The organism is Gordonia sp. NPDC057258, from assembly GCF_042668985.1.
Lineage (GTDB): Bacteria > Actinomycetota > Actinomycetes > Mycobacteriales > Mycobacteriaceae > Gordonia > Gordonia hongkongensis.
The window spans coordinates 1-22,866 of sequence record NZ_JBHUXZ010000001.1 but is presented as its reverse complement, the minus strand read 5'-3'; the positions used below and the strand labels follow the sequence as shown (position 1 = coordinate 22,866).

Here is a 22,866-nt window from a genome sequence, read left to right as displayed (position 1 = left end):
CAGCACGTTCTGGAGGCGGGAAGTGACATACGCGGTGTAGTAGTTGGTTGGAAGCCGCCTGGATCGATGACGAGGTCGCCCGACCCTGACCGCCTTTCTGCTGGCCATCATCAGTCGAAAATCCCTTTCACCCACTTGCCGGTTTTGGAACCGAGATTACTGCCGATCGCAGCGCCGATCCCTGCTCCAACTGCTGTGCCAATCGGACCAGCGAACGATCCTATAGCTGCCCCCGCGGCCATGCCGCCGAGCACGCCGCCGCCCACCGCACCAACGCCCGAGGCGACCGCGTCTCCGCCATCCTGTTCACCGCGTTCGTATTTGCTCCATTCGTCGAACGCCGTGACCACCACGCCTCCGACCAAGGAACCGCGATAGAGATTGGTGCCGATCTTGTTGAGACGAGAGAGGTCATCCGGGGTCAATCCCGCGCGTCCCGCTGAATGGCGTCCGCCGGGGCGATCGGTGTCGTAGGCGTAGCGGATATCCTGGCCGCGTTGTTCGAGGGCGCCAAGTGCGGTGGTGACTGCGGGCCCCGCAAGCGAGCTTCCTGCAGGGAGCCCCAACGCGTTCTTGAGGTACTCCAGTCTTGAAGGATCGACGTCTGTGGGCTGCCCGGTTTTCAACTTTTCCAATTGCTCCGGGGTCAGGTTCATTGCGCGAAGGAAGCGCCCCCGCTGCTCCAGAGTTGCCGTGCCATTGCGCACGGCGGCGGCGTCACTGGCCGCGAGACTCGCATCGACGATCCCGCGGTTGACCGCGTTCGCAGCGGGTGTCATGCCGCCGAGTTCACCGAGTGCGGAATTGATCGCGTCTCGGGTCGCGGTGACCGCGTTATCGGCCGCGGTGCCGAGACCGATCAGCGCGGCGTGGTGTTCGTAGGCTCGTCCCGCGTCGTACTCGGCACCCTCGGGTGCGCGACCGGCGTCGAAGTTGACGGTGTACTCGCGGCTTCCGCGGTCGAGGACGTAGCCGTCGGAGTCGGCAAGGCTGGTTCGGGTCTCGAGAGCCTTCATCGCGTCGCGGATGTTGCTCTGTCCGTTCGTGAGTACGGAAGCCAGATCACCGAACTCGTCGGCAACACCGCGAATCCATCGTGTGATCCCCTCCGCGCGATCGTCGGCGGGCCCACGCGCGACCCCCGTCCACTGTGCGCGGGTCAGGTTGACGACGGGATCTCCGGCCTTTGGTGCCTCGACCTCCAGATGTGCCTGCAGTCGAGTGATCCCATTCGCGATCGACGTCATGACCTCGGGGTTCCAGGACATGACGTCGTCATAGCTGGGCGGCACGACCTATTGGACCGACAGCAGAACGCTGAGCGGGACCACGTGGTCGGTCTGCTGTCCTTGCCGTGCGGGATACGCCGTGGCGTCCTTGATCGTGCTCGCACTCGCCTGATCGGTCTCGACGGTGGTGTCTTTGGCACCGAGCACCAGTTCGGAGAACGAGGAAACCGTGCCGGACACATTGGCCAGCGCGGATGCGATCCGTTCGTCCGCACCCGCCGCCACCGCGGACATATCGCTCGAAGCCCCGCGGAACTGTCCGGCCAACTGGCTGAAGGTAGCCGTCGTACCGTCCAGGCCGGCATGCGAGGTGAGTTCCAACGCCATCAGACGAGACGCGCATCTCGAGATCTCCGTCGCTGACGCCCCGACAGCCGCTGGATCGACGATCATGTCCGACAAAATTCCCCCTTTGACTTCGCGAACCACCATAAATGTTCGACGGAGACGATAGTCGGGCAGGGCGCACACAGCTCGCCACCATCCACAGCCATGAGTCGCTCTGACCGGCGAACCTCAACTCGACCGATGGACTTCGATCGAAGTCCATCGGTCGAAATGAGGTTCGCCAGTGGGTCAGTCGCTCAGCGGACCGTTGTGGTGTGCTTCGAGGACACGGGCCTTGAGGTGTTTGTACCCCCGAACGCGCAGTGTCGGTATCGATTTGAGGTAGAAGCGGTCATCACCGCCGAGCTGATCGGCGATCGCGTCGTCGATGAGTGTGGTTCCGGGACGGGCGGATCCGGCGAGGCGTGAGGCGATGTTCACCGGCTCGCCGAAGACGTCTCCGAGCCGGGCGAGGACGGAGCCGCGCGCCATGCCGACCCGCAACGGCGGAAGACTGTCGTCCGTGGAGAGCTGATGGATCTCGAGCGCGGCACTCGCGGCGGCGGGGGCGTCGTCGAAGGTGAACATCACCGCGTCGCCGAGGGTCTTGATAACGCGGCCACCATGATCCACTACCGCGTCGAACGTGTCGTCTTCGAACGAACCGAGCAGGGACTCCAGGTCATTCAGATCGATGCGCCGGGAAAGGCTTGTATAGCCGACGATGTCGGCGAAGCCGACGATCAGGTCGATCTCCTCGTCGTCGGAGTGATCGGTGTGACGCTCGATCGCCTGCGCCATGTGCCGACGCCAGATGAGTTGCTGGATCTGGCCGAGCGCGAGACTCATCTGGTCGAAGTCCCACGGCACCGCGGGGTCGTCGACGATGTCACGCAGCAGGTCGGCCTCCCACTCCGCGAGTCGGGACATCGTCTGTCCGATGGCCCGGGCCATCGCGATCTGGCTGGTCTCCGGCATCGCCGCCGAAGAGGATGCGAACATCCGGAGCGCGGCGAGGTCGCGATCGGAGAAAACCTTGTCCGAGGACGGTTGACGCACGAAACCGAATGCATTCCAAGCCTTCTCGGCGAAATCAGCGGACAGTCCGAGTTCGGCGACCAGTTCGTCGCGAGTGTAGCGGGGGCGGTCCCGCGCTTCCGAGGCGTCGTTCATCCGATCCGAGTCCCATCTCCGGCGTCGGCTCAGCATAGCGGGCAGGCCGGTCCGGCAGGGTCGGTCTAACGCGCGGAGAGCATCCGCATCGTCGCGTCCGATACCGTGCGGATCACGTCGTTGAGAGACAACGGGCCACCCGGGCGGTACCAGCGCCACACACTCCCCAGGACGCCCAGTACGAGACGCGCCTGGAGCATGGCGTCCCCGTCGACGAAATCGCCGGCGTCCATTCCACGCTTGATCAGATGTGCCCAGTTGCTCTCGATCTCGGCGACCAGTTCGCGCGACCGGACGCGTTCGGCCTCTTCTCCGTCCGACCGGCGAGGAGTGCCCAGGATGACAATCTGGTTCTGGACTATTCGTCGCTGCAGCACGTCGACGGTTTCCCCGCGCAGCGATGACGCAACTGCTGAGCCGAAGGCTTCAACCGGGTCAGGAATACCGGCGGTCCCCGCTCGGAATCGCTCGATCGAATCGGCGAGCTGGATGCGCATGATGGTCAGAAGACAGTGTGCCTTCGACTCGAAATAGTGGTAGAGCGCGGTCTGTCCGATGCCGACCTCGTCGGCGATCGATGCCCACTTCGTGTGTTCGTAACCGACTGTGCCGAAGTGTTCTGTCGCGACGGTCAAAATCTGCGCGCGCTTGGATCCGGAACCGTCATCCACAGCTACCGACATCGTGCCCCCTCTCTCGTGCCGGACGTTACAACGTGGACAGCGTCGGGTTCATCTGAGCCGCGGCACGAATCAGCGCACTCCGCGTCGGCGCGGATCAGAGCGCGAGCACGCCCTTCATGAGGTACGCCATCCGCGCGGCGAACTGCGGACTCTCCGAGCCGCGTCGCATGCGCACGGCGTCGTTGACGATCGAGAGCGCCGCGTGCACGGCGACCGCGCCTTGATCGCGCTTGATCTCCGGATCGACTTGCATGAGCAGATCCACCCAGCGCGCCACATAACGTCGCTGCACGTCGACGAGATCGGTGGCGCTCGCTTGTCCGGCGAGCGCGGGGGAGTTGTTGAAGCTCACCGACAGATCCGGGGTGCTGGTGATCACGTCGACATACGAATCGACGAGCGAGGCAAGCAATTTCGCGGGGTCCGAGGTGGCGCCGTAGGCCGCCATCACCCCCGCCTCCAGGCGCGCGCCGCTGCGCTGTCCGATGGCGACGAGGATGGCCAGCTTCGACGGGAAATGTTTGTAGACACTGGGACCCGCGATGCCGACGGCGCCGCCGATCTCGTCGACGCCGACGTCGGTGTAACCGCGGTCGGCGAACAACTCGGCGGCGGCGTCGAGGATCTCGTCACGCCGCGAACCGGGCACAGAGGTGACCGTCGGCGACGTCGCGAACGGCGGTGCCGCGGTGGGGCTCAGGGCGAGAATCCGGCGGATGAGCTTCTCGATCTCGTCTCGTGCCCGCGCCCCGGACATGCGGGTGTGGTGCACGGTGAGGCTGCCGCTGACGCTCAATACCGCCCACGCCAACTGCACGGCCTCACGGTCGGTCAGATCCGTGCGCCGGGCGGCGAGCGCCGACGCCCAGTGGCCGATCACCTCGCGGGTGCGGACTGCCACCAGTTTGTTCTGTTCGGTGGTGAGGTAGTTGCTGGTCCATCGCCACAGCGATGCCGCTTGGGGACGCTGGACGGCCAGGTCGCAGACCGTCGAGATCAGCGAGTTCGCGTCGACGCCGTCGGCGAGCGCCCGGTCGGTGCAGGACTCGAGATCGTCGACGCCGGCCAGGACCGCCGCGGCCAGCAGCGACTGCTTGTCGTCGAAATGCCGGTACACCGACGGCGCGGTGACCCCCGCCGAGCGCGCGATGTCGGCCAGCGAGACCTGCGCATACCCACGCTGGAGGAAGAGCGCGGCCGCGGAGTCGACGAGCTGTCGTTTGCGGTCGGCGCCCCTGGTGCGGGTGGCGGGTTTGCGGTCAGGCATGGTGAACAGACCATAGCGCACATTCGACAGAACGCCAGACCTCTTGACCACCGGGTATAGCCAAACTAGTTATTCCGCGTTAGCCTCGGTGGGTAACCAACCAGTGGTTCGTGTGAAAGGAACACTTTCGTGCCTGATCAAGCATTCATCTACGAGGCGATCCGTACGCCTCGTGGCAAGCAGCGCGGCGGTTCGCTGCACAGCGTGAAGCCGGTCGACCTGGTCTCCGGTCTCATCAACGAGGTCCTGTCGCGTCACGGCGGCCTCGATCCGGCCGACGTCAACGACGTCATCCTCGGTGTCGTCTCCCCGGTCGGCGAGCAGGGCGCGGTCATCTCGCGCACCGCCGCCCTCAACAGCGGTCTCCCCGAGACCGTCCCGGGAACCCAGATCAACCGCTTCTGCGCCTCGGGTCTGGAGGCCGTCAACCTGGCCTCGGCCAAGGTCGCCTCCGGCTTCGACGACCTGGTTCTGGCCGGTGGCGTCGAGTCGATGTCGCGCGTCCCGATGGGTAGCGACGGCGGTGCGCTGTTCACCGACCCGGCCACCGCATACGACCACTACATCGTCCCGCAGGGTATCGGTGCCGACCTGATCGCCACCATCGAGGGCTTCTCGCGCGAGGATGTCGACGCCTACGCGGCCGAGTCGCAGGCTCGTGCCGAAAAGGCATGGAACAGCGGCTACTTCACCAAGTCCGTGGTTCCGGTCAAGGACATCAACGGCGTCACCGTCCTCGATCACGACGAGCACCGTCGTCCCGGCAGCACCGTCGAGAGCCTCGGCAAGCTGAAGGCCGCCTTCGCCGCCCTGGCCGACATGGCCGGCTTCGACGACGTGGCACTGCAGAAGTACCCGAGCGTCGAGAAGATCAACCACGTCCACACCGGCGGCAACAGCTCCGGCATCGTCGACGGTTCGGGCCTCGTGCTCGTCGGCAGCGAGGAGGCGGGCAAGCGCAACGGCCTGACCCCGCGCGCCCGCGTCGTGTCCTTCGCCGAGATCGGCAGCGAGCCCACCATCATGCTCACCGGCCCGACTCCGGCCACCGAGCTGGCTCTGAAGAAGGCCGGCCTGACGGTTGACGATATCGACGTGTTCGAGCTGAACGAGGCCTTCGCCTCGGTCGTCATGAAGTGGATGAAGGATCTGAAGATCCCGCACGAGAAGGTCAACGTGAACGGTGGCGCGATCGCCATGGGTCACCCGCTCGGTGCAACCGGCGCGATGATCTACGGCACCTGCCTCGACGAGCTCGAGCGCACCGGCGGCCGCTACGGCCTGATCACCCTCTGCATCGGTGGCGGCATGGGCGTCGCGACCGTCATCGAGCGTCTCTGACCCTTCGAGGCTCGCTTCGCTCGCTCCTCAGGGGGCGGCGGGGCGCGTCGCTTCGCTCGCTCCTCAGGGGGCAGCGATGACCACTTCACGAGAAAGAACTCTGCGAATCACCATGAGTGACAACATGATCAACTGGGAGAAGGACGCCGATGGCGTCGTCATCCTGACCATGGACGACCCCAACCAGGGCGCCAACACGATGAACGCGCTGTACCAGGAGTCGATGGCCGCGACCGTCGATCGCCTGGAGGCCGAGAAGGACGACATCACCGGTGTCGTCCTCACCTCCGCGAAGAAGACCTTCTTCGCCGGCGGCGACCTCAAGGACATGACGAGCGATCGCAGCGGTGTCTCCAAGGAGGAGATCGCCACGCAGATCACCGAGACCACCAACGCCATGAAGAAGGTGCTGCGTCGTCTCGAGACCCTGGGCAAGCCGGTCGTCGCGGCCATCAACGGTGCCGCACTCGGCGGCGGCCTGGAGATCGCGCTGCACACCCACTACCGCATCGCCGCGGACGTCAAGGGTGTTCAGATCGGTCTGCCCGAGGCCACCCTCGGCCTGCTGCCCGGCGGCGGCGGCGTCGTCCGTACCGTCCGTCTGCTCGGTATCCAGAACGCCCTGATGGGCGTCCTGCTCCAGGGCCAGCGTTTCAACCCGACCAAGGCCAAGGAGACCGGTCTGGTCAACGAGGTCGTCGGGTCCATCGAAGAACTGGTCCCCGCCGCCAAGGCCTGGATCAAGGAGAATCCCGAGGCCCAGCAGCCGTTCGACGTCAAGGGCTACAAGATCCCGGGCGGTGCTCCCACCAACCCGGCGTTCGCCGCGAACCTCCCGGCTCTTCCGGCCCTGCTGCGCAAGCAGATCAAGGGCGCCAACATGCCGGCGCCGCGCGCCATCCTGGCCGCTGCCGTCGAAGGCGCCTACGTCGATGTCGACACCGCCGACATCATCGAGACCCGCTACTTCGTCTCGCTGGTCACCGGCCAGGTCGCGCAGAACATGATCAAGGCGTTCTTCTTCGACCTGCAGCACATCAACGGCGGCGGCTCGCGCCCCGAGGGCTATGACAAGTTCACCGCCAAGAAGGTCGGCGTCATCGGCGCCGGAATGATGGGCGCGGCAATCGCTTACGTGTCGGCGAAGGCCGGCATCGAGGTCGTCCTCAAGGACATCGACCTCGACGCTGCCAAGCGCGGCAAGGGGTACTCGGAGAAGCTCGAGGAGAAGGCTCTCGCCAAGGGCAAGACCACCCAGGAGAAGAGCGACGCACTCCTCGCCCGCATCCACCCGACCGTCGATCCCCAGGACTTCAAGGGCGTCGACCTCGTCATCGAGGCCGCCTTCGAGTCGGTCGAGGTCAAGCGCAAGGTGTTCCAGGAGATCGAGGACATCGTCGAGCCCGACGCCGTCCTGGGTTCCAACACCTCGACCCTGCCGATCACCATCCTCGCCGAGAGCGTGAAGCGGTCCGAGGACTTCATCGGTATCCACTTCTTCTCGCCGGTCGACAAGATGCCGCTGGTCGAGATCATCAAGGGTGAGAAGACCTCGGATGCCGTGCTGGCCAAGGTCATCGACTACACCCTACAGATCCGCAAGACCCCGATCGTCGTCAACGACAGCCGTGGCTTCTTCACCAGCCGCGTCATCGGCACCTTCATCAACGAGGCCATCGCGGCCGTCGGTGAGGGCGTCGAACCGGCGTTCATCGAGCATGCGGGCACCCAGGCCGGTTACCCGGCCGCGCCGCTCCAGCTCATGGACGAGCTGACCCTGACCCTGCCGCAGAAGATCCGCAAGGAGACCGAGGCGGCGCTCAAGGCAGAGGGCAAGGAAGTTCCGCAGCACGGCTCGAACGCCGTCGTCGACTGGATGGTCGAGAACGGCCGTACCGCCAAGAAGGACGGCAAGGGCTTCTACGACTACGACGAGAACGGCAAGCGCACCCAGCTCTGGCCGGGTCTGCGTGAGCAGTTCAAGTCGGGTACCACGGAGATCCCGCTCGAGGACATGAAGGAGCGCATGCTCTTTGCCGAAGCCCTCGAGACCGTCAAGTGCTTCGACGAGGGTGTGCTCACCTCCGTCGAGGACGCCAACATCGGTTCGATCTTCGGCATCGGCTTCCCGGCCTGGACCGGTGGTGTCATCCAGTACATCAACGGCTACGAGGGTGGCGTGCCCGGTTTCGTCGCGCGTGCCAAGGAACTTGCCGGCAAGTACGGCAAGCACTTCGAGCCGCCGGCCTCGCTCGTCGAGAAGGCCGAGCAGGGTGTCACCAAGCTGACCAACGAAAACCTCGCTGCGAAGTAGGGATTTCGCTGGGTGACCAGCAGACAACAAGGGCCCCGGCCGGATTCGTTCCGGCCGGGGCTTTTGTTGTGCCAGAACCGTTCCCGCGTCGCCATTTCCATGCCGCTGATCTGATCTGATCAGCGGGACGGAAACGGGACCGCGGGAAGGCTCAGTCCTCGGTCGCCGCCTCGGCACCGCCGACGCTGAGGACGACGCGGGCGCCGTAGGGCACCGCCTCGACGAGGCGCAGCTGGGCCAGTGCCGGGTGGGCATCGAGCAACCGGCCCGCGTTGGCCAGCGCGCGCAGCGCGGCGGTCTCCGCGCGTGCCGCCTCGAGCTTGGCCTGACCGCGGGTCTTCGCCGTGATCACCTCGAGGGCCGCGGTGCGGACCTCGGCCGGGACGATGACGTCGCGAATGACGACCTCGAGAACCTCCAGACCGACGGTGCCGGCTACCTCGGCAGCCGCGGCGCGGATCGGCGTGACGTCGACGGTGTCGCCGCGACGGATGAGGTCGTCCGAACCCACGCCGGCGCAGACCTCGCGCAGCGCGACCTGCGCGGCCAGGTAGACCGCGCCGATCGGGTCGGCAGACCGCTCGACGAAGGCGACCGCGTCGATCACGCAGGCGCGCAACGTCATCGAGACACGCACCGACATGGAGTCGGCGGTGAGTACCTCCTGCGGCGCGACGGGGATCAGTCGCTCGCGCAGGTCGACGTCGAACGTGGCGTCAGGCTTGCGCACACGGTGGCGGCCGGCGGGCAGTGCCTGGCCGGCGGTACCCCGGTAGGCCAGCACGGTGTGACCCGGCGAGACGGTGATTCGGTTGTGGAACAGCATGGCGATCCTCCTTCCGTTGCGTCGCAATGCTTGTCGGGTCGGGTATGGGTTCGGATGGCGACACCGCTCGCGGGTGGACCAGCCGGTGGGGTGCGCCGCGGAGTCGCGGACGACTCGGACGACGACCACGAGACCGGCCGGCCCGTGCTCCCGGGAGCGGTGCCGTGTCAGGACTCGAACCTGCTCGGGATGTATCCCTTGCCATCTGAAGGCGGACGAGGATTCCGACGCGCAGAAACACTTCGCGGTACCCCGCTCCGGTCTGCTGGTCCTCGTGCCGAACGGGAACTATGCCAGCGTCGGATGCTGGGGCGCAACGGAATTAACGAGCGTCGATCGCTGGTCCCTGAGGAGCGAGCGCCACCCTTGCTCCCCGAGGTGCGCGCGCAACCCCTGCTCCCTGAGGTGCGAGCGAAGCGAGCCACGAAGGGTCGTCGCGACTCGTCTCACCGAGCCCTTCGTGGCTCGTCGCTTGCGCTCCTCGCACCTCAGGGAGCAATAGTTCAGTCGCTCGTCGCTCGTCGCTCGTCGCTCGTCGCTGGAGCTCCTCGCACCTCAGGGAGCAATGGTTGTGTCGTTCTTCGGATCAGGGACCAGGATGAGTCGGTGATTCTTTCGGGCCAGGGGGCGGGGATGGAACCGTAGGGGGTCGTCGCACGTCTAAGTGCTCGTGATCCCGATACCCACTGATCGTTCCGGCCTGATCCTGCGCGAGCACGCGGTGCGCGCCGGACTCTCCGACGCCGACCTCGACGAGGCGGTGACCCGCGACCACCTGGTGTGCCTCGGACCCGGCGTGTTCGCGCTCGCGGTCGGGTATCTGCTGTGGGCGCGTGCGTGACAGCTGGGCCTGGCATCGGCCCAACGGTCAATGGATCACCGGGCGAGGAAGGCTCCCACCGTCGCCTCGAAGGCGGCCTTCGCCTCGATCATCACCCAGTGTCCGCATCTCGGGAAGATGTGCAGCTCGGCGTCGGGGATCAGGCGCATCGGGACCATCGCCATGTCGGGTGGGCTGACGCGGTCGTCGCGGCCCCAGGTCAGCAGCGTCGGGCAGGCGACTTTGTGCATCGACGCCCAGTACGGCGGGTTGTCGGACGCGGCCATGAACTGCTGCTGCATCTCGAATGCCGCTGAGCCGTACATCATCTGCGCGGTTTTCTGCGCGTCGGGATTGATCGCCGCCTCCCAGCGCTCGGCGATGAGCTCCTCGGTGACCAGGGAGCGATCGAAGACCATCGAGTTCAGCCAGCGGACCAATTTGTCCTTGTCCGGGGCGTCGGTGAACTCCTGCAGCAACCGCAGGCCCTCGCTGGGGCTGGGGCTGAACACATTCGGGCCGACGCCGCCGATGGTCACGAGCTTCTCGACACGCTCGGGCTTCTTGATAGCGAGGTTGACGCCGACGACGCCGCCCATCGAGTTGCCGATCATCGCGGCCTTGTCGATGCCGAGCGCGTCCATGAACCGGATGACCGAACCGCCGGCGGTGAGCACCGGGTGGCCCTCGACGGCGTCGCTCACCCCGAAGCCGGGGAACTCGAGAACGAAACAGTGGTGCGTCTGAGCGAAGTGTCCGAGGTTCCCGCGGTAGTTGCGCCAGCCGGTCACGCCGGGGCCGGACCCGTGCAACAGGATCAACGGCGGCGCGTCGGCGTCACCGGCCTCGTGATAGCGCAGCGTGCCCTGGTCGGTCGTCAGTTCCCGTTTGGTCGCATCGAAGGTGACATCCACGTCGACCAGACTAGAACGTGTTCTAATCCGTTGTCACCGGGTGGGCGTGATCCGGCCGATCCGCTGAGGTCAGATGCCCGACCCCGATGATGTCGTGCAGGATGCGGTGCACGATCGCGTCGCCGACGACCTCGTAGTGGACCGCCCGTCCGGATTTCTCCGAGCGGACCCACCCCTGGTCGCGCAGCTTGCGGATCGACTGCGACGCGGCGTTCTCGGTGACGCCGATGCGGGAGGCCAGTTCGGCGACCGTGGAACCCGGGCGCGCGTGCATCTCGGCGACGAGACGGAGCCGGTTCGGGTCGCTGAGCAGCATGAACCGCGCGGCCCAGGAATCCGCGTCGAAATCGGTCATCGGGCCTCCTGATGGTTCCGGCGACATAGCAATAGTTGTACGCCGATCGTTCACCGCCCTGTCGGGTGGCGGCAAACGTGTGTCTGGGAGAACATATGTCTGTGCACACAGGTGTTGGAAGAACGACGTCCACGATCCGCGGGATCGCCATCGCAGGCGCGGCCGCGCTGATCGCGACCGCCGCGCTCGCCGGCTGTTCCTCGTCGGATGGGACAACGGCGACAGATCAGATCGTCCTCGGCGAAGGTCAGGACCTCGGCGACTTCAACCCCATGCTCGGGTATGGACAACTCGGCGTCTCGCCGATCTACGACGGTTTGCTGAGCCCGGCGGCCGACGGTGACGACCGGGTGCCCGATCTCGTGGCATCGCTCGCCGAGTCGGAGCCCGAACGAGTCGGGCCGCGCACCTGGCGGGTACCGCTGCGATCGGGTGTGACGTTCTCCGATGGCACCGCGTTCGACTCCGCCGACGTCGTGGCGACGTACGGCGCGGTCGTCGATCCGCAGGTCGCGTCCGACATCTCGACCGATTTCGCCCCGATCGTCGCGATCGAAGCAGATGGGCCGCAGGCCGTCACGGTGCGGATGAACACCGAGGCCGACCCGTCGCCGTATCTGCTCCTCGGGATCGTGCCCTCGGAGAAGGTGGAAGCGAAGCCTGCCGCCGAGTGGGCGCTGAACACGGCACCGGTCGGTACGGGCGCCTACGTACTGGACTCGCTCGAACCCGATCAGGCCGTCCTTGTGGCGCGTGAGGGCTACTGGGGTGAGCAGCCGTCGGTGACACGCCTGGTGTATTCCCATGTGCCCGATGACAACACACGGGCACAGCGCATCACCACCGGCGAGATCGACGGCGCCAATCTGCCACCCCGAGCGGCCGAGAGCCTGGCCGGCCGCGACGGTATCGACGTCGTCGCGGTGAAATCCGCTGACTGGCGCGGTGTCTCGTTGCCCAGCGCCAACGCGTTCACCGCCGACCCCGCCGCACGACGGGCGATGAACCTGGGTGTGGACCGGCGCGCCGTCGTCGACGACGTCCTGATCGGCAAAGGAGAAGCGGCCAGCACGCCGATCGCGTCGGTCTACGGTGAGGAGGTCTACGACCAGGGCGCGCAGTTCCCGTTCGACACCGACGCGGCTGCGGCGGCCCTCGATGCCGCGGGATGGCGCATCGGCGACGACGGCGTCCGCGCTCGAGGCGCCGATCGTGCGTCGTTCCCGCTGCTCTACAACGCCGAGGACACGCTGCGGCGCGACCTCGCGGTGGCGTTCGCGGCGCAGATGAAGGCCATCGGGGTCGAAGTCCTGACCCGGGGGACGTCGTGGGACGAGATCGAGACGAAGATGACCTCCGCCGGTGTGTTGCTCGGTGGCGGGGCGACGCCGTACAGCATCGACTCCCAGGTGTACGACACCCTGCACACCCGCGTGCCCGATTCCTCGCCATACTCCAACCCGGGCAACTTCACCGCGCCTGGACTCGACGCGCTGCTCGACGAGGCACGCGAGAGTGCGCCCGGCCCCGAGAACGATGCCCGGTACAAGCGGATCCAGCAGATCTACGAGCAGCAGCCGTCGTATGTCTTCCTGGCCTTCCTGCACCACACGTATGCATCGCGAAGTGCGGGCTGGCAGCATGACGCCCCGATTCTCGAACCGCACTCGCACGGCGTCTCGTGGGGGCCGTGGTGGAACATGCCGTCGTGGCGTCAGCAGGGGTGACCCCGTCGGGTGGGCCCGATCCGAGCGGAACGTGATGACACGGTCAGGCACACGGGATACGGCCCTGCTGGGAACGGGTGTGACCGCAGCGGCCAGAGCCCGACGCCCGGATGTGGCGAAGACACCCGGGAAACCGCTGGGCGAGAGGCCATCGCGTCGCCGCTCGCGCCTGCGGGCTGTCGGCCGCCTGCTGGCGCGTCGTGTCGCCCTGATGGTTCCCACGGCAATCCTGGTGTCGCTGGGCATCTTCGCCATCGCCGCCGCGTCGCCCTTCGACCCCCTGACCGCCCATCTCGGTGACAACTACCAGTCCGCTACCCAGTCCCAGCGCGACGCGGTCACGGCCGCCTACCACCTCGACCAGCACTGGCTGCAGGCGTGGTGGAACTGGTGGGGCGCACTGCTGCACGGCGATCTGGGCTGGTCGTCGACAAGAGGTCAGCCCGTCGTCGACGTCATCGCCGAGCGCTGGCCGTTCACGCTCGGGATGTCACTCGCGGCGCTCGTGTCGGCGGCGGTGATCGCTGTCCTGGGCGGGGCCGTCATCGGGATGCGCCGGGGCGGAATCCTCGATCGCGCGTGCACGGCAACGGCCGCACTCCTCGCCGCGACCCCGCCGTTCGTGGTGTCGCTCGTCCTGGTCAGCGTGTTCGCGGTCGGTCTGGGGTGGTTGCCCACCTCGGGTGCCCGTCGTCCCGGCGACGACTATTCGCTCGACGGCCTGCTGACCCACGCGGTCCTGCCGTACGTCGCGCTGACGTTGTCGATGATCCCGTGGTTGCTGCTCACCATGAGATCCGCGGTCGTCGACGCGGCGGCATCCGACGCCGTGCACGGTGCTCGCGCGCGCGGTGTCAGTGGCTGGGCACTGTTGCGAGGCCACGTTGTCCCGGTGTCGGTGCTGCCGACGCTATCACTCCTCGGCACTCGCCTGCCGGAACTGATCGCCGGGGCGGCCATCGTCGAAACGGTCTTCGGCTGGCCGGGTCTGGCGCAGTCACTCGTGGATTCCGCTGTCGCGCTCGACTTCTCGCTACTCGCGGCGTTGGCGGTGGGATCAGCTCTGCTCGTACTGCTCGGCTCCGCGCTCTCCGATGCGGCCGCGGTGTGGGTGGACCCACGGATCGGCATGGTCGCATGACGGCATTGGCGTCGCAGCAGCATTCCGCATCGGGCCGCCGCGCCGAGTTCGCGTTCCGGCTACGGTTCCTCGCCCCCTGGGTCGTGATCGCGGTGATGGTCCTCGTCGCAGTCGGTTGGCCGCTGATAGCCGGTGAACAGACCGCCGATTTCGCGAGGTCCCTCCATGCTCCCGGTCGCGAGTCGCTGCTCGGCACCGACCACTCGGGGTACGACCTCGGGGTCAGAACAGCGGAGGGGCTGCGCATCTCGTTGCTGATCGCAGCTGCCTGCGCGGTTCTCGCGACTGCGCTCGGACTGATGATCGGCATCGGTTCGGTCACCGCGGGCGGTTGGGTCGACGCGATCGTGATGCGGGTCGTCGACGGCGTCAACGCACTTCCGCACCTCGTGGTGGGCGTGGTCATCGCGGCGATGTGGCGGGGTGAGCCGGTCGTGATCATCGCCTCCATCGCGTTGACGCATTGGCCTGCGGTGGCTCGCGTCGTGCGGGCCGAACTGCTCGAGGTCACCTCTGCCGGATGGGTGGAGGCGTCGCGGCTTGCCGGGGCGACGCGGACATTCGTGGCCACCCGGCACCTCCTCCCGGCCGTCAGCGGTCAGGTGCTGGTGGCGATGACCGTGCTGCTGCCGCACGCGGTGTGGCATGAGACGACCCTGTCGTTCCTGGGCGTCGGCCTCTCACCCGATGCCGCGAGTCTGGGCACCCTTCTCGGACAGGCACGCGGCGACGTCCTGACCGGTGCGTGGTGGACGCTGGTGGTGCCAGGAGTCGCACTGATGGTCACCGCGCTGGCGTGCGCGGCCGCGGCGTCGACTCTGCGCAGGGCCACCCTGCCGCCGGCCGGCGGGGTGTGGCGATGAGTATCGCGGTCGAGAACATCACCGTCGACATCGCCATCCGTGACCGCTGGCGCCGGTCGTTGGTGCGGGTCCTCGACGCGGTGACCCTCGAGGTACCCGCCGGATCGATGACCGTGCTCGTGGGCGAGTCCGGTTGCGGAAAGTCGATGATCGCCTCCGTGCTGACCGGACTCCTGCCTCCCGGGTCGACCGCGAGCGGAAGTCTGCGGATCGACGACGAGCAGTTCCGCGACGACGCGCTGGTCGACGACCCGCGCTGGCGCAGGTTGCGTGGGCACCGCATCGGGTTCGTCCCGCAGTCCGCCGCGACATCCTTCACTCCGGTGCGCACGATCGGCGCCCAGCTCGACGAGGTCATCGGCGTCCTGGGCGGCACGTCCGATGCCGTCGAGTTGTGCCGGCGCGTACACCTCGACCCCGATGCACTCCGGTCGTATCCCCACGAACTGTCCGGCGGTATGGCCCAGCGCGCCGCGATCGCCGCGGCGCTGGCCGGGAACCCCGACATGATCGTCGCGGACGAGCCGACCTCGGCGCTCGACTCGGAGCTCGCCGCCTCCGTCTGGGAACTCCTCGCCTCCGCCGCTCGGGAAGGCGCTGCGGTCCTGGTCATCACACACGACGTCGAGACGATGCGGCTCGGGTGCGATTCGGTGGCCGTCATGCGTGCGGGGCGGATCGTCGAGCAGCGCCGGCTCGATCAGATCGTGGACTCCGACGACGCCTATGTCGCCGGATTCTTCGAGGCTGCGTCGTGAACACCGGCGAGCTCCTCGTCGGTACGGGGTTGAGCGCTCACTTCGATGACACGGTCGTGTTCGACGGCCTCGACGTCGCCGTCGGACCCGGGGCGGTGACCGGGGTCGTCGGACGATCGGGGAGCGGCAAGACGACGCTGCTGCGCATCCTCGCGGGTCTCACCGCCCCCGCGGGCGGGACGGTCGAGTGGCGCGGGGACCGCCGGCGGCCCGGGGATGTCGGTCTGCTGGCCCAGCATCCGCGCCTGGTCACCAATCCGCGCTGGACACTGCGCCGGATCGTCGCCGAACCCGCGACAATTGCCGGACGTACCTGCGACATCGAGTCGGTGGCAACCCGGGTCGGTCTCGACAGTTCGCTGCTCGACCGTTACCCCGCGCAGGTGAGCGACGGCCAGTTGCAGCGGGCATGCATCGGGCGGCTCGTGGTGCAGGGGCCGCGGATCGTGCTGTGCGACGAACCGACCGCGATGCTCGATCCGCTCGCGTCGCGCGCCGTGGCCTCGCTGCTCGACGACCTCGTCGCCGCCGGGGCCGGTCTGCTGCTGGTGAGCCACGACCGGCGGCTGGTGGAGTCGCGCAGCCGGGATGTCGTCGACCTCGATCGGCGCTGATCACATCTGCAGGCGGATGGCGTCGTCCTCGCCGAACTGGTCCTCGAGGACCTCGGGGGAGTAGTCGAGGTCGATCTCGGCGACCGGGCGCCCCCGGGCGGACTCGATGGCGGAGAGTCGGCGCTGGGCGCGGTCGGCGGCATAGGCGAGGAACTCGTCGTTGTCGAGGCCGAAGGGTTGGACCTCGAACTGCTGGTTGACCCACTCGATCATGCCCAGGGCGAGCGGCAGCAGCTCGTTCATGCGTTCGCCCACGGCGTCCCAGAGCGAGTCATCGGCCGCCACGTGCCGGCGGCATGTGAAGGTTCCCCACGCCATGTGCCGGCGCTCGTCGTCGCCGATGAACCGGATCAGCTTCTGCATCCCGGGGAAGATCCCGTGCTGGGTACAGACCTTCTGCCATGCGTGGTAACCGGTGAGCGCCAGGCTGCCCTCGATCACGTGGTTGTAGGTGACGCTGGCGCGGATCTGGTTCCGCGGCGACGGGTCGTGGTCGAGGATGTGCAGGGACGCCGGCAGCTCCTCGTAGAACAGCTGGTGGTAGTACGGATTCGCGCTGACGAAGTTCTGGAGGTCGCCGGTGAGGCCGACGGCGTCCATCCATCGCCGGAACACCTGGGTGTGCTTGGCCTCCTCGAAGCAGAACTGCGACAGGTACATCTCGTCGCCGAAGCGGCCCTCGGTCGCCATCGCCTTCATGAACGGCTGGATGTCCTGGGTGACCGCTTCCTCGCCGGCGATGAACTGGCTCACCAGATAGGTGGCGCTCCGGCGCTGCTCGTCGGTGAGCTCGGCCCAGTCCTGAGCGTCCTGCGAGAAGTCGATGGCGACCGGGTCCCAGAACCGGGCATTACCTTTCACGAAGAGCCGCAACGGAAACGAGTCCCAGTTGAGACCGCCTTGTCGCAATGACGAGAAGTCCTGCCGGCCCTCCGCTTTGTGTTCGATGAGAGTCATGAGATCACCAGCCAGACACTTCGGAAGTGGAATACCCCGACGCTAACCCCTTCCTCGATCCGGAGATACGGGATCGGCCAACTCTGTTGTCGCCGAGATGGTTTGCGGTGTGATGCCGACCGGCCGGGGCCGTCGTCGCGTCGGACCCGTCGTCGTCGACTGTGCGGCCTCGTTCGTCGACTGTGCGTCTATCGCCGTCGACTGTGCAGCGGTTCCCGGCCGCCGGGACAGCGGTCGCCGCGCCACGGAATCCTCGGCTGGAACGTCACTCCCAATCCTGTGCCATGGATTGCGTGAAACGCCTGCGAAGGTGTCATCGGTGGACCACCATGTGATCTACGTCGCATAAGCAGACGGCGATATCTGACGCCCCGATTCGGGGTAGCACGAGCGAGGAGCACGAATGAAGACCAAAGGTGCAGTTCTGCGCAATCCGGGCGAAGAGTGGAAGATCGAGGAGTTCGAGCTCGGTGATCCGGTCGCGGGCGAAGTCCAGGTCAAACTCGTCAGCTCGGGTCTGTGCCACTCGGATCACCACCTGCGGACCGGCGACAGCCCGGCACCCATGCCGGTGCTCGGCGGTCACGAGGGCGCCGGCATCGTCACCAAGGTGGGCCCGGGTGTCACCCGCCTCAAGGAGGGTGACCACGTCGTCACCGCCTTCATCCCCGCGTGCGGCACGTGCGAGCCGTGCTCACGCGGTCAGCAGAACATCTGCGACGAGGGCGCGCGCCTTCTGACCGGCCTGTCCATCGCCGACGACACGAACCGCGCGTACACCCACGACGGGGTGCCCCTGGTGCAGATGTGCATGCTCGGCACCTTCGCCCCGTACATCACGGTCAATCAGGCGTCGCTGGTCAAGATCGAGGACGACATCCCCCTCCAGACGGCTGCGCTGCTCGGTTGCGGTGTGGCGACCGGCTGGGGTTCGGCCGTCGAGATCGGCGGCACGCATGCCGGTGACACCGTGGTGGTCGTGGGCATCGGTGGTGTCGGTATCAACTCGGTGCAGGGTGCCGCGGCGGCCGGTGCGCGCAACGTCATCGCCGTCGATCCGGTGCCGTTCAAGTTGCAGATGGCCGAAAAGCTGGGTGCGACACACACGTTCCCGTCGATGGAGGCGGCGCTCGAGGCGATCGGTGACATCACCTGGGGCAAGATGGCCAACACGACCATCCTCACGGTGGGTGAGATCGACGGGTCGATGATCGCCCCGGCACTTGCTCTCACCGGCAAGGCGGGACAGGTCGTCGTCGTGGGCATGGGCAACTTCGCCTCGATGGACGCCCAGATGAACCTCTTCGATCTCACCCTCATGCAGAAGCGTGTGCAGGGCGCCATCTTCGGCGGTGCGAGCCCCCGCACCCAGGTTCCGGCGCTCCTGAACGAGTACCGGGCCGGCAAGCTCAACCTCGACGACCTGGTGACCAACACCTACCGACTCGACCAGATCAACGAGGCCTACGACGACATGCTGGCGGGCAACAACATCCGCGGCATGATCGTCTACGGCGACGACGACTACTGAGCCTGACCGATCAGCGACGCCAGGTCACCGTCCGGTGGCCTGGCGTCGCTGGTTCACCAGCAGGTTGAGGAAGCGCACGCCCAGACCGAGGAGCAGCAGGGTGCTCGCCATCTGGATCGACACCGCGACGCGCGCACCCTGCGAATCCGGCGCGATGTCGCCGAAACCCGTCGTGGTGAACACGGTGAGGCAGAAGTACAGGGCGTCGATCCGGGTGAGCGACGCGTTGAAACTGCCGGGATCGTATTCGGAGAACAGGAAGTACGTCGTCGCGAACGCGACGATGTAGAACCCGGCCAGCGCCACCAGCATCTCCATCGCGGTCGCGACGGGCCGGTCGGAGCCGGCGAACTTGCGGACCTCCCAGACACAGAACGCGATCAGCAGCGCGGCCCCGACGACGAGGCCGAGATAGTTCAGGTCGCTCTCTTTGTCGATGGGCAGCAGGAAGTATCCGGCGAGCAGGACGACGGCGGCTCCGATCGGTCGCAGCAGGGCGACCGTGAGTTCGCGTCCCCGTACCAGACCCAGTGATGCGGCCGTACCCGGCGGACCCTCGTCGCGCGGACCGGGTCCGCCGGGCACGTCGTTCACCAGATCCGCACGCGTTCGGCCGGGTCCAGGTACAGCGAGTCCCCGGGCTTGACGTCGAAGGCCTCGTAGAACGCGTCCATGTTGCGGACGACGCCGTTGCACCGGAACTCCGGCGGCGAATGCGGGTCGATCGAGAGGCGTCGGATGGCTTCGGCATCCCGGGTCTTGGTCCGCCAGATCTGCGCCCAGCTGTAGAACACGCGCTGTGTTCCGGTCAGGCCGTCGATGATCGGCGGTTGGGCCCCGCTCGCCTCGTTCGCGATCTGATACGCGACGAGTCCGATCGACAACCCGCCGAGGTCACCGATGTTCTCACCGATGGTGAAGTCGCCGTTGACCTTGTGCTCGGGATCGAGTCCGGTCGGGGTGAACTCACCGTATTGGTCGATGAGTTTGCGTGTCCGCGAGGAGAACTCGGTCCGGTCGGTGTCGGTCCACCAGTCGACGAGGTTGCCGTCGCCGTCGTACTTCGCGCCCTGATCGTCGAATCCGTGCCCGATCTCGTGACCGATGACCGCGCCGATGCCGCCGTAGTTGACCGCGTCGTCGGCGTCGGGGTCGAAGAACGGCGGCTGCAGGATCGCGGCCGGGAACACGATCTCGTTCATGCCGGGGTTGTAGTAGGCGTTGACCGTCTGCGGCGTCATGAACCATTCGTCGTGGTCGACCGGTGAGCCGATCTTGGCGAACTCGCGGTCCTGCTCGAACGACGCGGACCGGGCGACGTTCCCGATGAGGTCGCCGCGGTCGACGCTCAACGAGCTGTAGTCGCGCCACTTGGCCGGGTAGCCGATCTTGGGGGTGAACTTGCCGAGCTTGACCAACGCCTTCTCCCGAGTCTCGGGAGTCATCCACGGTAGCTCGGAGATGTTGCGGCGGTAGGCCTCGACCAGGTTGGCGATCAGCTCGTCCATCCGTGCCTTGGCCTCGGGCGGGAAGTGCTTGGCCACATAGAGTTTGCCGACCGCGAATCCCATCGCGGCCTCGACGAACCCGACGCCCCGCTTCCACCGGTCGCGGTTGGCCTCCGCGCCGGTCAGGATGCGGCCGTAGAAGTCGAAGTTCTCGTCGACGAACGGTGCGGACAGGTACGACGCGGCCGAATGCACGAGACGCCAGGTCAGCCAGGTCTTCCACTCGTCGAGGGGGCGATCCGTGAGGAGGCCGGCGACGCCCGACAGGAACGACGGCTGCGCGACGACGACCTCGGCGAAGGTCGCGTCACCGCTGGTGCCGAGTCCGCCGAACCACTCCGAAAACGGGAAACCGTCTGCGGTGGTGCTCAACTCGTCGAGCGACATGAGGTTGTACGTGAGCTCGGCATCGCGGCGCCGGACCACATCCCAGTGCTGAGCGGCGATGGCCGTCTCGAGGTCGAGGACCGTCGCGGCCCGGGCGGCGGCGTCGTCGAATCCGGCGAGAGCGAACATGCGCTCGACGTGCGCGACGTACGCAGTCCTGGTCTCGGCGTGCTTGTCCTCCCGGTAGTAGGACTCGTCGGGCAGTCCGAGACCCGACTGCGTCAGGTGCACGAGGTATCGGTCGGACTGCTTCGCATCCGTGTCCACGTAGTAGCCGAACAGACCGCCGGTGCCATGGCGCTGCAGCCGTCCGATCCGGCGGGCGAGCGCCTCGAGCGAGTCGATGGCCGCGATCTTCTCCAGTTCGCCGGTGATCGGGCCGATCCCGAGGGCCTCGATGTGGTCGGTGTCCATGAACGACGCGTACAGGTCGCCGATCTTCTGCTCGTCGGAACCGCTCTCCGGGTTCGACGAGGCGCAGTCGGTGATGATGTCGCGCACGTTCTCCTCGGAGTTGTCGCGCAGCACGTGGAAGGCGCCGTCGACGGAACGGTCGTCGGGGATGACGTGCGACTCGAGCCACTTGCCGTTGACGTGAGCGAACAGGTCGTCCTGGACGCGGACGGAATCGTCGACCCACTCGAGGTCGAGTCCGGAGCTGAGGTCGGTATTCGATGCAGTCACGCGCTCCATCCTGTCACCGGATCGTCTATTCGTCAGCCGCCTCCGCCGTGGGCGAAATCGGAGAGTCCCTGGTCGTTGCCGGGCGCGAGCTTCGTGGCGGCCTCGAGCGTCTCATCCCGCCCCCTGAGGAGCGAGCTTGCGAGCGTCACGAAGGGTCCTGGCGAGATGCGTGGCAGACCCTTCGTGGCGCGCCCTCCGCAAGCTCCGGGCGCTCCTCAGGGAGCGGGGGCTGACGCGCCCTCCGCAAGCTCCGGGCGCTCCTCAGCCTGAATCTTTCATGGGTGGCTGGGTTTTCGTCGATCAACGGTCGGTGTGGGGTTGTGGGGTTGGTGTTGGTGTGTGGGCAGGGTGGGTCGCCAGCGTTCGGTTCGCTGGTTGTTCTCAGTTCCTGGTGGGGGTGGGGGCTGCGGTGACCGGGTGCGTGTGACAGGGGGCTGGTTAGGCGGTGAGGCGTTGCCAGCCGTGGTGTATGTGGTGGTTGTAGGGCCAGTCGGTGGGTAGTCGCAGGGTGGTGGTGCGGGCGTGGGTGATGATTTTGCCGGCGACGGTGAGTAGGCGGTGGCGTAGGCGTTTGGGTTCCCAGCGGCGGATGGGGTCGTGGCGGGTGTAGCCGAGGGTTTGAGTCCAGGCGAGTAGGTCGGAGGCTAGGGCGACGATGTCGAGCCACAGTTGGTTTTTGGCGAATTCCTCGAAGGGCAGGTTGGCCATGCCGGTGTCTTTGAGGCAGCGGATACGGTCCTCGGCGCGGGCGCGTTGACGGTGTCGTAGTTCCAGGGTCGGTAGGGTCCAGCCGCGGCCGCGGGTGTTGGTGGCGAACACGGTGTAGCGGCGGCCCTCGATATCGGTGATGAGGTGTTGGGCTCCGTTGTGGGGGTATTCACGGCGCACGATCAGCCGCATCCCCGATGGCCAGGACTTGTAGCCGGGTTCTGCGGCACGGGTGGCCGGCGGTAGGTAGCGGGTGATCTCGGCGACCTGGGCATCAGCTCGCGGATCGGCGTCGGCGTTGTTGACCGCGGTGACCCAGGCAGCCTCGGGCAGCACGTCTAGGGCTTCTTTGACCAGTTCGGTGATGGTGAACCCGACCGAGTACTGCAGATTCTGCTCGGCCAGGTAGGCCAGGAACTCTTTGGCACACCCGGCCGAATCGGTACGGATGAGCACGTGGGCGCGTTCGGCAGCGGGCAACTGCGCCACCGCCCTTTCGGTGGCGGCGATGTGCATGTCCGCACCCTTGGGGGAGGCGCCCCCACGCCGCAGGTCCAGGTTCAGTGTTTCCCCGGTGCCGTAGGTGAATCACCCCTGGTTTGATGCCGCTTCCTTCTGAGTCAGGAAGGATGAGCTCATGCCTAAAAAGATCGATCCAGAGGTCCGTTCGAGGGCTCTG

20 protein-coding genes and 1 pseudogene are annotated in these 22,866 nt (G+C 66.7%); 9 read left to right on the top strand and 12 right to left on the bottom strand.

Features of this window, described 5'->3' with window-relative positions; translation table 11 throughout:
- Positions 1-110 precede the first annotated feature (110 nt).
- From ACFUEJ_RS00105 to ACFUEJ_RS00085, 5 genes are all read right to left on the bottom strand, one after another.
- Entirely contained in the window at positions 111-1,268 is a 1,158-nt protein-coding gene (locus ACFUEJ_RS00105; RefSeq protein ID WP_388026855.1) for a hypothetical protein, read from the bottom strand.
- 27 nt (positions 1,269-1,295) lie between these two features.
- Positions 1,296-1,760: a hypothetical protein gene (locus ACFUEJ_RS00100; protein WP_388026853.1), complete on the bottom strand. Its 465-nt coding sequence runs from the start codon at positions 1,758-1,760 to the stop codon at positions 1,296-1,298.
- 105 nt (positions 1,761-1,865) lie between these two features.
- The gene (locus ACFUEJ_RS00095) at positions 1,866-2,789 is read right to left on the bottom strand and encodes an adenylate/guanylate cyclase domain-containing protein (protein ID WP_388026850.1); all 924 of its coding nucleotides are present in this window, start codon (positions 2,787-2,789) and stop codon (positions 1,866-1,868) included.
- A 65-nt stretch (positions 2,790-2,854) separates the two neighbouring features.
- Positions 2,855-3,472, bottom strand: a complete 618-nt coding sequence (locus ACFUEJ_RS00090) for a TetR/AcrR family transcriptional regulator (RefSeq protein ID WP_058252265.1) — start codon at positions 3,470-3,472, stop codon at positions 2,855-2,857.
- Between the two features lie 94 nt (positions 3,473-3,566).
- Positions 3,567-4,739 carry a TetR/AcrR family transcriptional regulator gene (locus ACFUEJ_RS00085; RefSeq protein ID WP_165629432.1) on the bottom strand — a complete coding sequence of 391 codons (1,173 nt, stop codon included), beginning with the start codon at positions 4,737-4,739 and terminating at the stop codon, positions 3,567-3,569.
- Between the two features lie 129 nt (positions 4,740-4,868).
- Here ACFUEJ_RS00085 and ACFUEJ_RS00080 point away from each other — a divergent pair, with 129 nt between their 5' ends.
- Entirely contained in the window at positions 4,869-6,080 is a 1,212-nt protein-coding gene (locus tag ACFUEJ_RS00080; RefSeq protein WP_058252264.1) for an acetyl-CoA C-acetyltransferase, read from the top strand.
- A gap of 112 nt (positions 6,081-6,192) precedes the next feature.
- The gene (locus ACFUEJ_RS00075) at positions 6,193-8,394 is read left to right on the top strand and encodes a 3-hydroxyacyl-CoA dehydrogenase NAD-binding domain-containing protein (RefSeq protein WP_388026847.1); all 2,202 of its coding nucleotides are present in this window, start codon (positions 6,193-6,195) and stop codon (positions 8,392-8,394) included.
- Positions 8,395-8,545: 151 nt separating this feature from the next.
- Here the strand turns inward: ACFUEJ_RS00075 and ACFUEJ_RS00070 are convergent, their stop codons facing one another.
- On the bottom strand, positions 8,546-9,220 hold the full coding sequence (locus ACFUEJ_RS00070; RefSeq protein ID WP_388026845.1) for a slipin family protein: 675 nt from the start codon (positions 9,218-9,220) through the stop codon (positions 8,546-8,548).
- 670 nt (positions 9,221-9,890) lie between these two features.
- Between ACFUEJ_RS00070 and ACFUEJ_RS00065 the strand changes: the two genes are divergently transcribed.
- Positions 9,891-10,061 (top strand): hypothetical protein, encoded by a 171-nt coding sequence (locus tag ACFUEJ_RS00065; protein ID WP_388026843.1) that lies wholly within the window; start codon positions 9,891-9,893, stop codon positions 10,059-10,061.
- A 35-nt stretch (positions 10,062-10,096) separates the two neighbouring features.
- Here ACFUEJ_RS00065 and ACFUEJ_RS00060 read toward each other — a convergent pair whose 3' ends face one another.
- Both ACFUEJ_RS00060 and ACFUEJ_RS00055 read right to left on the bottom strand, forming a co-directional pair.
- Positions 10,097-10,954: an alpha/beta fold hydrolase gene (locus ACFUEJ_RS00060; RefSeq protein ID WP_058252261.1), complete on the bottom strand. Its 858-nt coding sequence runs from the start codon at positions 10,952-10,954 to the stop codon at positions 10,097-10,099.
- A 22-nt stretch (positions 10,955-10,976) separates the two neighbouring features.
- A complete protein-coding gene (locus ACFUEJ_RS00055) occupies positions 10,977-11,309 on the bottom strand; it encodes a helix-turn-helix transcriptional regulator (RefSeq protein WP_058252260.1) in 333 nt (110 codons plus the stop codon).
- A gap of 95 nt (positions 11,310-11,404) precedes the next feature.
- On the opposite strand from ACFUEJ_RS00055, the gene ACFUEJ_RS00050 reads away from it, so the two are divergent.
- From ACFUEJ_RS00050 to ACFUEJ_RS00030, 5 genes are all read left to right on the top strand, one after another.
- On the top strand, positions 11,405-13,036 hold the full coding sequence (locus ACFUEJ_RS00050; protein WP_211539461.1) for an ABC transporter substrate-binding protein: 1,632 nt from the start codon (positions 11,405-11,407) through the stop codon (positions 13,034-13,036).
- 67 nt (positions 13,037-13,103) lie between these two features.
- Positions 13,104-14,177 carry an ABC transporter permease gene (locus ACFUEJ_RS00045; protein WP_388027275.1) on the top strand — a complete coding sequence of 358 codons (1,074 nt, stop codon included), beginning with the start codon at positions 13,104-13,106 and terminating at the stop codon, positions 14,175-14,177.
- A complete protein-coding gene (locus tag ACFUEJ_RS00040) occupies positions 14,174-15,040 on the top strand; it encodes an ABC transporter permease (protein ID WP_388026839.1) in 867 nt (288 codons plus the stop codon). The genes ACFUEJ_RS00045 and ACFUEJ_RS00040 overlap by 4 nt, the downstream gene beginning before the upstream one ends.
- A complete protein-coding gene (locus ACFUEJ_RS00035; protein ID WP_388026836.1) occupies positions 15,037-15,798 on the top strand; it encodes an ATP-binding cassette domain-containing protein in 762 nt (253 codons plus the stop codon). The genes ACFUEJ_RS00040 and ACFUEJ_RS00035 overlap by 4 nt, the downstream gene beginning before the upstream one ends.
- Positions 15,795-16,412, top strand: a complete 618-nt coding sequence (locus ACFUEJ_RS00030; RefSeq protein WP_388026833.1) for an ABC transporter ATP-binding protein — start codon at positions 15,795-15,797, stop codon at positions 16,410-16,412. The genes ACFUEJ_RS00035 and ACFUEJ_RS00030 overlap by 4 nt, the downstream gene beginning before the upstream one ends.
- On the opposite strand, the gene ACFUEJ_RS00025 is transcribed toward ACFUEJ_RS00030, so the two are convergent.
- Complete coding sequence (locus tag ACFUEJ_RS00025; RefSeq protein WP_068971393.1) at positions 16,413-17,369, bottom strand: R2-like ligand-binding oxidase; 957 nt, start codon at positions 17,367-17,369, stop codon at positions 16,413-16,415.
- A gap of 403 nt (positions 17,370-17,772) precedes the next feature.
- On the opposite strand from ACFUEJ_RS00025, the gene ACFUEJ_RS00020 reads away from it, so the two are divergent.
- Positions 17,773-18,900, top strand: coding sequence for an NDMA-dependent alcohol dehydrogenase (locus ACFUEJ_RS00020; RefSeq protein ID WP_065630320.1), 1,128 nt, complete (start codon positions 17,773-17,775; stop codon positions 18,898-18,900).
- Between the two features lie 24 nt (positions 18,901-18,924).
- Here the strand turns inward: ACFUEJ_RS00020 and ACFUEJ_RS00015 are convergent, their stop codons facing one another.
- The 3 genes and pseudogenes from ACFUEJ_RS00015 to ACFUEJ_RS00005 all read right to left on the bottom strand — a co-directional run.
- Positions 18,925-19,494 carry a potassium channel family protein gene (locus ACFUEJ_RS00015; RefSeq protein WP_205333648.1) on the bottom strand — a complete coding sequence of 190 codons (570 nt, stop codon included), beginning with the start codon at positions 19,492-19,494 and terminating at the stop codon, positions 18,925-18,927.
- The gene (locus ACFUEJ_RS00010; protein WP_388026829.1) at positions 19,491-21,488 is read right to left on the bottom strand and encodes a M13 family metallopeptidase; all 1,998 of its coding nucleotides are present in this window, start codon (positions 21,486-21,488) and stop codon (positions 19,491-19,493) included. The genes ACFUEJ_RS00015 and ACFUEJ_RS00010 overlap by 4 nt, the downstream gene beginning before the upstream one ends.
- A gap of 429 nt (positions 21,489-21,917) precedes the next feature.
- Positions 21,918-22,757, bottom strand: a pseudogene (locus ACFUEJ_RS00005) (IS1380 family transposase); the annotation flags it as partial.
- Positions 22,758-22,866 lie beyond the last annotated feature (109 nt).

What these genes read in the sequence shown, in the direction of transcription:
- ACFUEJ_RS00105 (WP_388026855.1), bottom strand. Translation starts at nt 1,268, where the DNA reads ATGTCCTGGAACCCCGAGGTCATGACGTCGATCGCGAATGGGATCACT.
- ACFUEJ_RS00095 (WP_388026850.1), bottom strand. Translation starts at nt 2,789, where the DNA reads ATGAACGACGCCTCGGAAGCGCGGGACCGCCCCCGCTACACTCGCGAC.
- ACFUEJ_RS00090 (WP_058252265.1), bottom strand. Translation starts at nt 3,472, where the DNA reads ATGTCGGTAGCTGTGGATGACGGTTCCGGATCCAAGCGCGCGCAGATT.
- ACFUEJ_RS00085 (WP_165629432.1), bottom strand. Translation starts at nt 4,739, where the DNA reads ATGCCTGACCGCAAACCCGCCACCCGCACCAGGGGCGCCGACCGCAAA.
- ACFUEJ_RS00075 (WP_388026847.1), top strand. Translation starts at nt 6,193, where the DNA reads ATGAGTGACAACATGATCAACTGGGAGAAGGACGCCGATGGCGTCGTC.
- ACFUEJ_RS00070 (WP_388026845.1), bottom strand. Translation starts at nt 9,220, where the DNA reads ATGCTGTTCCACAACCGAATCACCGTCTCGCCGGGTCACACCGTGCTG.
- ACFUEJ_RS00055 (WP_058252260.1), bottom strand. Translation starts at nt 11,309, where the DNA reads ATGACCGATTTCGACGCGGATTCCTGGGCCGCGCGGTTCATGCTGCTC.
- ACFUEJ_RS00050 (WP_211539461.1), top strand. Translation starts at nt 11,405, where the DNA reads ATGTCTGTGCACACAGGTGTTGGAAGAACGACGTCCACGATCCGCGGG.
- ACFUEJ_RS00040 (WP_388026839.1), top strand. Translation starts at nt 14,174, where the DNA reads ATGACGGCATTGGCGTCGCAGCAGCATTCCGCATCGGGCCGCCGCGCC.
- ACFUEJ_RS00035 (WP_388026836.1), top strand. Translation starts at nt 15,037, where the DNA reads ATGAGTATCGCGGTCGAGAACATCACCGTCGACATCGCCATCCGTGAC.
- ACFUEJ_RS00025 (WP_068971393.1), bottom strand. Translation starts at nt 17,369, where the DNA reads ATGACTCTCATCGAACACAAAGCGGAGGGCCGGCAGGACTTCTCGTCA.
- ACFUEJ_RS00020 (WP_065630320.1), top strand. Translation starts at nt 17,773, where the DNA reads ATGAAGACCAAAGGTGCAGTTCTGCGCAATCCGGGCGAAGAGTGGAAG.
- ACFUEJ_RS00010 (WP_388026829.1), bottom strand. Translation starts at nt 21,488, where the DNA reads ATGGAGCGCGTGACTGCATCGAATACCGACCTCAGCTCCGGACTCGAC.